Origin of the sequence: Glycomyces artemisiae (assembly GCF_003002955.1) — a bacterium.
Lineage (GTDB): Bacteria > Actinomycetota > Actinomycetes > Mycobacteriales > Micromonosporaceae > Glycomyces > Glycomyces artemisiae.
In genome coordinates this window covers 426,649-438,820 of sequence record NZ_PVTJ01000004.1, presented here as the reverse complement: position 1 = coordinate 438,820, position 12,172 = coordinate 426,649, and the positions used below count along the sequence as shown (strand labels likewise).

4 protein-coding genes are annotated in these 12,172 nt (G+C 71.4%); all 4 read left to right on the top strand.

What is annotated here, in order from left to right:
- Positions 1–89 precede the first annotated feature (89 nt).
- Positions 90–2,879 carry an FG-GAP repeat domain-containing protein gene (locus B0I28_RS13345; protein ID WP_146148089.1) on the top strand — a complete coding sequence of 930 codons (2,790 nt, stop codon included), beginning with the start codon at positions 90–92 and terminating at the stop codon, positions 2,877–2,879.
- Positions 2,880–2,910: 31 nt separating this feature from the next.
- Positions 2,911–6,489, top strand: coding sequence for an FG-GAP repeat domain-containing protein (locus B0I28_RS13340; protein WP_106364311.1), 3,579 nt, complete (start codon positions 2,911–2,913; stop codon positions 6,487–6,489).
- A gap of 170 nt (positions 6,490–6,659) precedes the next feature.
- Positions 6,660–8,360, top strand: a complete 1,701-nt coding sequence (locus B0I28_RS13335) for an FG-GAP repeat domain-containing protein (RefSeq protein ID WP_106364310.1) — start codon at positions 6,660–6,662, stop codon at positions 8,358–8,360.
- Positions 8,361–8,564: 204 nt separating this feature from the next.
- Complete coding sequence (locus B0I28_RS13330) at positions 8,565–12,146, top strand: FG-GAP repeat domain-containing protein (protein ID WP_106364309.1); 3,582 nt, start codon at positions 8,565–8,567, stop codon at positions 12,144–12,146.
- The last annotated feature ends 26 nt before the right edge of the window (positions 12,147–12,172 follow it).

The window sequence follows — 12,172 nt, the reverse complement described above, 5'->3', positions numbered from 1 at the left end:
ACCGGTTCCACACGCCCGGCGTGTAATCCACGCCGACCCCCCGGCCCGCCACCCCCGCACCCTTTCGACAACCCCCGTAGGACATCTGAATGAACCACGCTCCCGGCCGCGATCCGCTGCGCCGCCTCCGGCGCGCGCTCTTGGGCACCGCGGCCGCCGCGGCCACCGTCGCCGCCCTGCTCGCCGTCCCCGGCGCCGCCGCCGCACAGACCGCCGAGTGCGCCCAGCCCGAAGCGAGCAGCCTCTGGAGCGCATTCGACCTGGCCGTCGAGTGCGGCGCCGAAGTGCGGCTCTATGTCGACTCCAACCCGTACAGCACGCTCACCGTCACCCCCGAGGGGCAGCTCCACCTGGTGGCCACCGCCCGGCCCTCGGGCGAGTACCTCGACCACGGCGCCGGGTACACGATCCCCGTGGACACGACCCTGGCCCCGGCGGGCGACGCGCTCGTCCAGGCCAACTCGCCCTGGCCGTTCTGGCTGCACTACAACGGGACCGACTCCGCGCTCATCGACACGCTCCTGACCTGGCAGGGCACGGTCCCCGCGGCCTCGTACTCGGGATCGACGGCGGTGTACGACGAGCTCGCGGCCGGGCTGGACCTCGACGTCGAACTCGGCGCCTCGACCGCCGCCATGCGCTTCACCGCCGCCGACGCCGCCGCTTGGGAGTCCCTTGCCGGCAGCCTCACTGCACTCGATGCCGAAGCCGACGGCCGCACCCTGTACTTCTTCTACGGCGACGAGTGGACCGACGCGGTGCGGACGACCCCGTTCACCGTCCGGGACGCCGACGGCCGGCTCCTCCCGGTCTCGCTTGAACTCGCCGCCGACGGCGCGGTCGCCCTGGCGCTCGCCGAGGAGGACCTCGCCGACGCCGCGTTCCCCGTCGAGGCGACCACCACCCTGGCCGCCACCGGCAAGGGCGCCGCCGAATGGGGCTCGGTCACCTCGGCCGACTCGGACCTGGCGCTGTACGGCGGCCGCAACGGCCTCGACGCCCGGTACTTCGAATCCTCGGGCGAGGCTGGCGACGCGGTCGTCGGCGACTACTGCACCGCCGTCGAGGCCGGCGCCTGCACCGCCGAGGCGGAGGCGGCCTCGTACTGGAGCTTCCAGTCGCTGCCCACCACGATGAACAGCCTCGGCCGCCCCGTGAACACCTACGAATTCACGTACCCGCTGTCCTCCGCGACCTTCGCCGTCGACGCGGCCCCCGGAACCGACTGCACCGCACCCGTCCTCCAGCCCGTGGCCTCGTACGGGCCCGACGCCGCCTGGAACCACCGCCCTGAGACGGCCGGCGACCCGGTCAGCGGGCGGTGCGACGGCGGGACCGCCCAGTACGACGTCACCGGCGTGATGCGCGCGGCCTGGTCAGATCCGGCGGCGGTCGCCCCGGCGGCGTTCGGCATGACCGCGAGCGACCGGACCGCCCGGTTCGACGGCGCCTCCGCGCGCATCGACGTCCGCTTCGACATGGTCGGCGTCATGGTGACCTCCGGCTGCTTCAACGTCCCCGGGCTTAACGGCTTCCTCGACACCGCGACCCCTGCCTACCCCGACCCGTACTTCGACTACTGGAAGCCCGCGCTCCTCGACCCCGAGCTCTCTTGGACGGTGTCGTTCCGAAACACGGCGACCGACGAGACGCTGTGGACCTCGCCGTCCCGCGCCGTCGTCCCGTGGGGGCCCGGCGACGACATCCCGTTCGACGGCCCCCCGCTCCCCGACGGGCCCTACCGGGCGACGTACACCTTCACCGCGTCCAACACCGAATTCTCGGAACAGGAGTCATGCAGCCTCGTGGTCGACACGGCCGCTCCCGACGTCGTCGGCCTCACCGTTCCCGAAGGCCCCCACCACGTTGGCGACTCCGTCCGCATCGGGGTCACCGTCTCGGACGCCCGCTTCCCCTCGGGTGACAACCGCGTGTACGTCAGGCTCCTGGACGCGGCCACGAGGGCCGTCGTCGACAGCGCGACCCTGACCACGACCGCCTCCACCGTTCTCGACGGCACCGTCGCCGGCACCGGCGGCGACTGGATCCTCCAGGTGGAGGACCTGGCCGGCAACACGTCCGAGCAGCCCCTCTCCGTCGAGGCCGCGTACGGCGACCGCGACTTCGACGGCGACGGCGCCGCCGACGTCGTCGCCCGCAACGGCGCCACCGGCACCACCTTCCTCTACCCGGGGACCGGGACCGGCGGGTTCGGGCCGGTCGTCTCCTGGGGCGCGGCCTTCACGGGTCTCGACCTCATCGAGACCGCGAACGGCTTCACCGGCGACGCCTACCCCGACCTCCTCGGCCGCACCACCGCCGGCGTCCTGTACGTCTACCCCGGTGACGGCTCCGGCTCCTACGACCCCGCCGCCCGCATCCGGACCGGCGGCGGCTGGGGCGCGATGAGCGCGATCGTCTCCGGCTCGGACTACAACGGCGACGGCAAGACCGACATCATCGCCCGCGAGTCGGCGACCGGGAACCTGTGGCTGTACCCCGGGACCGGGACCGGTTCGCATGGTGCGCGGGTGCTCATCGGCACCGGGTGGAACACGATGTCCTTGATCACCGCGGTCGGCGACCTCGACCATGACGGCGCGGCCGACGTGCTCGCGCGCAAGGATGCCGACGGCTGCCTGTACTTCTACGGCGGCAAGCCGGCCGGCGGGGTGAAGAACGGCGTCAAGATCGGCTGCGGCTGGGGCGTCATGAACACGCTCGCGGCCGTGGGCGACTTCAACGGCGACGGCCATGTGGACTGGGCCGCCCGCCACTCCAACGGAAACCTGTACCTGTACCGGGGCAATGGCGCCGGAAGCTACTCCGCGTCCGTCGTCATCGGCACCGGCTGGGCCGGCATGGACCAGATCGCATAGCCCCGAACCCCTCTGACGCAAGGACATCTGAATGAACCGAATCCTGGTGAGCCGGACCCGCGCGCTCGGCGGCACGGCCGCCGCGGCCGTAGGGGCCGCGCTCCTCGCTGTGCCCGGTGCGGCGGCGGCGCAGACCGCCGACTGCGCCGCGCTCGGCGCCGACCCGATCGCCGCGGACATCGCCGCGGCGCTGGAGACCGCGCAGGCCTGCGACGTCGAGGTGCGCATCTCGGAGTACGCCTCGGCGTACCGCACCCTCTACGGCACCCCTGAAGGGCTCCTGCACCTCGTCGACACCGCCGAGGCCGTCCAGGACGAGGAGGGCCTCGGGCACCTCGACCCGACCCTCCAGCCCGCGGACGACGTGCTGCGGCAGACCGCGTCGCCGTGGCCGTTCGCGCTCTCGCTCTCGGGCGGGCAGACGCTCGTCGAGACCTCCGGCGGGCGGCTCGGCTGGGACGGTGCCGTGCCGGTGCCCGCGTACGCGGGGGCGACCGCCGAGTACGACGGCCTCGCCGCCGGACTCGACCTGTCCGTCACCGCCGGCGAGTCCTCGGCGGAACTGCGGTTCACCGTCGCCGACGCCGCGGCCTGGGAGTCCCTCGCCACCGGGCTCTCCTTGACGTCCGAGGGATACGCCACCGCCGACGAGGCCGGGCTGTACCTGTCGACAGGGCGGGACTACGACCTGATCGAAATGAGCACCCCGTTCGCCGTCCGCGACGCCACGGGAGCGGTGCGCAAGGCCGTCCTGGAGATGGACGGCGGCGGCGGGATCACCGTCCGGCTCCCGGAGGGCGACGTCGGCGCGGAGGCGTTCCCGCTCACCGTGTCGACCGACTGGGTCTACTACCGCTCCGCCGTGAACGTCTGGGCCGCGTACAGCTCGGCGTCGCCCGACCTCGGGTTCCACCGCGGGCACGCGGGGCTCGGGCTGGCGTACTTCGAAGCGGCGGGCGAGACCGGCGACGCCCTCGCCGGGCCGTACTGCGACGGCCTCGCCGCGGCCGAGTGCACCGCCGCCGAGGCCGCCTCCTACTGGACGTTCTTCTCGCCCGAGCCGCGCTGGACCGTCGACTCCTACGACGGCTACGGCCTCCGGTTCCCGGTGGTCTCCGCGTCCTTCAGGGTCGACGCCGCCGAAGGCGCCGCATGCGTCGCGCCCGAGCTGCGGCACGCCGAGTACGGCGGATGGTCCGACGCGGGCTGGAGCGGCCTCCCGGACGACGCGCCCGCCGCTTCCGGCGCCTGCGACGGGGGCGCCGCGGTCTACGACGTGTCCGGAACGGTCGCAGGGGAATGGAGCGACAACGGGTGGCACGCGCCGCTCACCTTGGCGATGACCGGCGGCGACGCCACCGCCCGGTTCGACGGCGGCTCCGCCCGCCTCGACGTGTACTTCGACGTCGAGTCCCGCAAGGTGGCGCCGCGGTGCACCGGCACCGCCGCGTCCCCCGAGTTCCGCGGGACCTCCGACGTCCCGTACGGGAACTACACGGCGTCGTTCTGGCGCCCGGACCTCCTCGGCACCGAGGTCTCCTGGACCGCCACCGTGACCGACGCCCGCACAGGCACGGTCCTGCTCGCGACCGAACCCGCCGCGGTCGGCAACGGCGTCCAGCGGGGCACCGTGCTCACCGGACTCGACGACGGCGCCTACAAGGTCGCCTACCGCTTCGAGTCGGGCGACGGCGGCTTCGAGCAGACCTCCGAATGCCACTACCGGATCGACACCGCGAAGCCCGACGTCATCGAGTTCGCCGCGATCCCGGGCACGAACTACATCGGCGAGACCGCGACGGTGGAGGTCACTGTCGCCGACGAGGGCTTCCCCGACGGCGTCAACGCCCTCTCGCTCACCTTCGACTCCGAGGACTCCGATCCCGCGACGACCGTGCGGCTGGAGGACGGCACCACGGCCGTGTTCGACGTCGACTTCGACACGACCCGCACCTGGGTGCGCGCGGAGGTCGTCGACCGGGCGGGCAACCGCTCCGGGTCCGACAGCACCTTCCTCGGCGGGACTTACTCCCGCAACGACTACGACGGCGACGGGTTCCAGGACCTCTTCGCCGTCCGCGAGACCGACGGGAACCTGGTCTTCTACAAGGGGAACGGCGACGGCACCGTCCGCGCCGGGGCCTCCCGCGGCGCGGGCTGGGGCGGCATGGACATCGTCATGGCCGGCGACCTCACCGGCGACGGGCGCGACGACCTGCTCGCCCGCGACAACAGCACGGGCACGCTCTACGTGTACCCCGGCAACGGCGCAGGCGGCCTGAACGCGCGCCAGTCCGTCGGCGGCGGCTGGAACACCATGGGCTCCTTCACCTCCGCCGGCGACTTCAATGAGGACGGCCTCGTCGACCTCGTCGCCGTCAGCAAGGGCAACGGCCGCCTCTACCTGTATCCCGGCGAAGGCGAAGGCGACGGCGGCTTCGGCTCGCGGACCGTCATGGGCACCGGGTTCCTTGACAACGACACCGTCACCACGTTCGGGGACTTCAACGGCGACGGGCACGACGACCTGCTCACCAGGGAGACGTACGGCCAGTACTACCACCTCTACGGCGGTGACGGGTCGGGCGGACTCCTCGACCTCTACCCCAACGGATACGCCGACACCGGCCTGCCGGGCGACGCCGAGGAGCGGATCGGGCAGTTCACGGGCGCCGGTGACTTCAACGGGGACGGCGTCACCGACCTGCTCCTCGTCGATGAGCCCACCGGTGAGCTGCGGCTGCGCTCCTTCGCGACGGAGTCGCCGCGGCACACCGTCGCCGACTCGGTGGTCGGCACCGGCTGGAACGCCATGCGGCTGCCCTCGGCCGAAACCGACTGGACCTACGACTACTCGGGCGACAACCGCTCCGACATCACGGCCAAGGGGCCGGGCCCCGAATACGACTGGCCGTACGTGTACCACGGCAACGGCGCAGGGGGATTCCTCGGAGGCGCCGGGTGGGTCACCGACGGGAACCTCGACGGGTTCGACCTGGTGGAGACCGCCGGAGACCTGAACGGGGACGGCCGCTCCGACTACCTGGTGAGGAAGGCCTCGACCGGGGCGCTCTACGTGTACCCCGACTGGTGGCGGGAAGAGGACCGGATCAAGCTCGGCACCGGATGGAACGCCATGAGCGCCATCGTCTCCGGTCAGGACTACAACGCCGACGGCCGGATCGACATCATCGCGTCGGAGAAGTCGTCCGGCAACCTCTGGCTCTACCCCGGCAAGGGCGGCGGCGCGTTCGGCGCCCGCGTGCTCATCGGGACCGGATGGGGCGGCATGTCGCTCGTCACCGCGGTCGGGGACCTCGACCACGACGGGCAGGACGACTTGATCTCCCGGAGGAACTCCGACGGCTGCCTGTACTTCTACGCGGGCAGGGGCACCGGGAAGCTCGCGAACGGCGTGAAGATCGGCTGCGGCTGGGACGTCATGAACGCCGTCGCCTCCGTGGGGGACTTCAACGGGGACGGGCATGTCGACTGGGTGGCGAGGCATTCGAACGGGAGCCTGTACCTGTACGCGGGGAACGGGAAGGGGTCGTACTCGTCGTCGAAGGTCATCGGGACCGGTTGGGGCGGTATGGATCTGATCGTGTAGCGGCGCGCTGAGGGCCCGGGCGGCGGACTTCGGTTCGCTGACCGGGCCCTTTTCATCCGTTCGGACCCATTACGGGAAGCACTGCGTCAGATCGCTCTCGGTGATCGTCTGGTTATTGACGCGGTGAACGGCGTCGATCCAGGACCCCAATACCCTTACAGGACAACACCATGCAACGAAGCACCCTGCGGAGGCGCCGCCTCCGCGCGATCCCCTCGGCCACGATCGCGGCCGCGGCCGCCGCGGCGGCACTCCTGTGCTCGCCCGGCGGCGCCGCCGCGCAGGACGACGAAGTCCTGCCGACGGCAGTCCAGTCCCGCAACGACTTCGACGGCGACGGCAACCAGGACCTGATGGTCGTCCGCAAGTCCGACGGGAACCTGCTGTTCTACGCGGGCAACGGCGACGGGACGTTCGACCCCTCCGCCGTGGTCGACGACGGCTGGGGCGGGCTCGACGTCGCCATGGTCGGGGACGCGACCGGGGACGGCCTCGCCGACCTGCGCGCCCGCGACACCAGGACCGGCGTCCTCTACACCTACCCCGGCGACGGCGCCGGCGGCTTCGGCGACCGCATCCAGGCCGACACCGGCTGGAGCCCGATCGGCGCGTTCGCGCCGCTCGGCGCCCAGGCCGACGAGTCCGGGCTGCTCGCGGTGAACCGGGTCGACGGCAAGCTCTACTACTACGCCCCGCTCGCCGACGGCACCGTCGCCGACGGCGTCGCCGTGGGCACCGGCTGGGGCGGGTACGACGACCTCGCCGGCCTCGGCGACCTCGACGGGGACGGCAACGCCGACTTCCTCGCCCACAACACGCGCAACGGCAGCTACTACGTTTACTTCGGACTCGGGAACCAGCAGTTCGGGAACCGCGTCCAGGTCGACCACGCCCTCGGCAACGACTACGACGACCGCTACTACGACCAGGTCGCGGGCGTCGGCGACGTCGACGGGGACGGCTTCGCCGACGTCGCCGCCGTCGACCCGCGCTTCAGCCAGATGTGGCTCCAGGGTTTCGATGAGGACGGCGCCACCGTCCACGGCGGCACCCTCGTCGGGCGCGGCTGGGGCGCCATGTCGCTCCCCGCCGGGGACCTCGACCTCGTCTACGACTACACCGGCGACGGCAAGACCGACATCATCGCCCGCAACGGCACCAGCGGCCTGACCTCGCTGTACTACGGCCGGGGCACCGGGACGACGTTCCAGTCCGCCGTCCTCGGCGACGAGCTGGCGGACATGGACCTCATCGAGACCGCCGGTGACGCGAACGGCGACGGATTCGCGGACCTGTTCGCCCGCACCCAGACCGGAGTCCTCTACATCTACCCGGGCACCGGGACCGGCGACTACGACGCCGCCGCCCGCGACGTCGTCGGCTCCGGGTGGGGCGCGATGAGCACTATCGTCGGCGGCCACGACCACAACAGCGACGGCAAGCCCGACCTCCTCGCCGTCGAGGAGGCCACCGGCCGCCTCTGGTTCTACCCCGGCAACGGGACCGGCGGCTGGGGCACCCGCACCTCGCTGGGCACCGGCTGGAACGGCTTCAGCTTCCTGACCGCCGTCGGCGACCTCGACCACGACGGCCATGCCGACGTGATCGCCGTCGACGACCAGACCGACTGCCTGAACTTCTTCGGCGGCCGCGGCGACGGGACCCTGGAGACCGGGGTCCAGCTCAACTGCGGCTGGAACGTCATGACCGCCGTCGTCGCCGTCGGCGACTTCAACAGCGACGGCCACGCCGACTGGGTCGGCCGCCACCAGAACGGCGTCCTGTACTTCTACGGCGGCGGCGGCAACGGCGACATCGAGATGACGTGGGGCTTCGGCAACGGCTGGGGGTCGATGGACATCATCGCCTAGCGACCGCAGTGGACAGCGGAACCCGCCGTCCTTCAATACACTGAGTCAGGCGCCGGCCCCGGTCGGCGCCTGACCTGCGCAACCCGTCCCCCGAAATCCACTTCGGTCGGATAGGATTCGCCGGGTGCGGCCTTGCCGCGGCACCCGGCGTCCCCCACCGCCGCAACACCACCCATAACCCCCCGAACTCCCCAGGACATCTGAATGAACGCTCCCCCGAAGCGGCTCCGGCACGCTCCCTCGCGGACCGCCGCCCTCACCGCCGCCGCCCTCGGCGCGGCCCTCCTCGCCGCCCCCGGCGCCGCCGCCGCGCAGGAGACCGACTGCACCGCCCTCGGCGGCAATCCGATCGTCGACGGACTCGAAGCCGCCCTCGAAACCGCTGCGGCCTGCGACGTCGAGGTCCGGATCTCCGAGCGGTCCGGCCCCTACGAGACCCTGTACGCCACCCCGGCCGGGCAGCTCCACGTCCTCCGCACCACCGACGCGACCCAGGACTACCAGGACCGCGGGCCTGCCGACCCCGCCCTGATCGAAGCGGACGGCACGCTCGTCCAGGCCGACTCCCCCGTCGCATTCGCCTTCAGCGGCACCGACACCGGCGCACCGCTGATGACCACCCGCGCGGGCGCACTGGACTGGACGGGAGACCAGCCGGTTCCCGCCGTGGACGGCAGCACTGCCCGATACGAGGACCTCGCCGACGGCGTCGACCTCACCGTCGAAGCCGACATCTCCACCACGCGCCTCGCGTTCACCGTCGACAGCGCCGAGGCCTGGTCCGCGCTCGCGACCGGCCTGTCATTCGCCGCCGAAGCGAGCGTCAGGGAGTACCGCGGTTCGATCTACACCCCGCACGTGGTCGAACCCTGGGAACCGGCGACCTGGGAGCAGACGACGACCTTCACCGCCCGCGATGCCGCGGGGGCGGCGCACGCCGTCCCCCTCACCGTCGACGCCGGAGCGATCGCATTCGACCTCGACCAGGCGATCCTCGACGGAGCCGCCTTCCCGCTCACGCTCACCACCGAATGGACCCACCACCTGTACGGCGTCCACGAGTGGGGCGCCGCGACCTCCGCCTCACCGGACACCGCGCTCTTCCGCGGCGGCGCCGGCCTCGACGCGCCCTATTTCGAGGCCGCGGGCCAGAACGCGGACGCCGTGGCGGGCCCCTACTGCGACGCACTGGCCGACCCGACCTGCACGACCGAGCACGAGGCGGCCCTGTACTGGAATTTCTGGCGCCCCAACCTGACAGGACTCACCCCCGCGGCCTCCCCGGAGACCTTCACCTACGCAATCGACTCTGCGGTGTTCAGCGTCGACGCCGCCGACGGCACCGCCTGCACCGCACCCGATCTCGGCTACTCCTCGGTCTACCGGCCCTCCACGAAATGGTCCGACCTCCCCGGACCGGGTTCCCGCGCGGCGGTGTCCGGGACCTGCCTGAACGGCACGGCCGTCTACGAACTCGATCCCGTGAGCGGCCTGAGCACCGGGGTGTCCACCACGTTCGCGATGACGCCGAGCGACGAGACCGCCCGCTTCGACGGCGAATCGGCGCGCCTCGACGTGTACTACGACATCGGCGGCGCGTTCACCCTCTCCAGGCCCACCTGCGCCGAGAACCCGGCATTCCAGGACGAGTCCGCCGTGGCCTACGGGAACTTCTCCACCTCGATCTGGCGCCCCGACCTGATCGACCCCGGCCTCACCTGGACCGCGACCGTCCGGGACCTCGACAGCGGCCAGACCGTGTTCAGCACCGCGCCAGCTGAGGTAGCCGACGGGGTCAACCCCTCCGCCGCCGTCACGCTGGGCGACGGGCACTACGAGGTCAAGCACCAGTTCATCTCCGGCACCACCGGGTACACCAACTCCTCGACCTGCGAGGTCGTCGTCGACACCGATGCCCCCGACCTCATCGAGGTCGACGTCCCGGACGGGCCCTACTACGACTGGGACCTGCTCCAGGTCGAAGTGACCGTGAGCGACGCGCAGTTCCCGAACGGCGTCAACGAGGTCGAAGTGATCTGCCGCTGGGCGCAGTCCTGCTCGCCGCGCACGGTCACACTGACCGCGGGCGACACCGCCACGTTCTCCCTCCGCATCGACGAGAACCCGACGCCGCTCTACATCTCGGCGATCGACAAGGCGGGCAACCGCACCGACTCCGAGTACTTCTACCTGCCCGTCACCGCCCCGAGCAACGACTACGACACCGACGGCCGCCAGGACCTCCTCGCTGTGCGCAAGTCCGACGGGAACTTGATGTTCTACGGCGGCAAGGGCGACGGCGCCTTCGAGAACCCCGTCTCCCTGGGCGCCGGCTGGGGCGGCCTGGACGTGGTCATGGCCGGCGACTTGACCGGGGACCGGTACCCCGACCTGCTCGTCCGCGACAAGCGCACCGGCCGCATGTACACCTACCCGGGTGACGGCGACGGCGGATTCGGGGCGCGCATCCTGTCGGGCACCGGTTGGAACGCGATGGGGTCCTACACTTCCGCGACCGACTTCGACGGCGACGGCGACAACGACGTCATCGCCCTCGCCGAAGCCGAGGCGAAGCTGTACATGTACCCCGGCAACGGCGACGGCACCTTCGGCTCCCGCCGCGCGGTCGCCACCACGCGACTCGACGAGTGGAGCACCCTTGAGAACCTCACGACCGCCGGGGACCTCAACCAGGACCGCATCCCCGACCTTCTCGCGCGCGACGGCACCGTCGACCAGTACCTTGCGTTCTACAGCGACGGCAACGGCGGATTCGAGCAGGTGCGCAGCAACCTTAACGCCTCGCTGCTCGTCGATTCCGACGACGGCGCACGCTACGACCAGGTGACCGGCGGCGGCGACTACACCGGGGACGGTTGGGCCGACATCTACGCCGTCGACTCCCGGACCGGAGAGCTCGTGCTCCGCAGCTATGACCAGAACCTCTTCGAGGTCTGGGAGGACCGGGTAGTCGGCACCGGCTGGAACACGCTCGACCTTCCCGTTGCGTTCTCGGACAGGACCTACGACTTCTTCGGCGACGGCCCCTCCGATGTGGTCGCACGGAGCGCGGCCGACGGCGTGCTCCACCACTACTGGGGGAACGGAACCGGCGGGTTCGAGCGCTCGGGCTGGTTCAGCGACGCCCTGGGCGGCATGAACCTGATCGAGGCGGGCGGCGACCTCACCGCCGACGGCTACCCCGACGTCCTCGCCCGCACCTCGGGCGGCGTGCTGTACGTCTACCCGGGGCTCGGGCAGGGCAGCCTGGACGCGGACGCCCGAATCCGGATCGGCGGTGGTTGGGGGGCCATGAGCGCCATCGTCTCCGGACAGGATTACAACGGCGACGGGAAGGTGGACATCATCGCCCGCGAGGCGGCGACCGGGAACCTGTGGCTGTACCCGGGGACCGGGACCGGTTCGCACGGCTCGCGCGTCCTCATCGGGACGGGCTGGAACTCGATGTCGCTGATCACGGCCGTGGGGGACCTCGACCATGACGGCACTGCCGACGTGCTGGCGCGGAGGAACTCCGACGACTGCATGTACTTCTACGCCGGGAAGCCGACCGGCGGCGTGAAGAACGGCGTCAAGATCGGGTGCGGCTGGGACGTGATGAACGCGGTCGCCGCGGTCGGGGACTTCAACGGGGACGGGCACGTGGACTGGGTCGCCAGGCACGCCAACGGGAACCTGTACCTGTACAAGGGCAACGGCGCCGGCTCCTACTCCGCCTCGGCCGTCATCGGCACCGGCTGGGGCGGGATGGACGTCATCGCCTAGGACGGCGAAAGGGCCCGGCTCCACCA

Excerpts from the sequence above, each read along its gene's own strand:
- B0I28_RS13335 (WP_106364310.1), top strand. The coding sequence starts at position 6,660 with ATGCAACGAAGCACCCTGCGGAGGCGCCGCCTCCGCGCGATCCCCTCG.
- B0I28_RS13340 (WP_106364311.1), top strand. The coding sequence starts at position 2,911 with ATGAACCGAATCCTGGTGAGCCGGACCCGCGCGCTCGGCGGCACGGCC.
- B0I28_RS13345 (WP_146148089.1), top strand. The coding sequence starts at position 90 with ATGAACCACGCTCCCGGCCGCGATCCGCTGCGCCGCCTCCGGCGCGCG.
- B0I28_RS13330 (WP_106364309.1), top strand. The coding sequence starts at position 8,565 with ATGAACGCTCCCCCGAAGCGGCTCCGGCACGCTCCCTCGCGGACCGCC.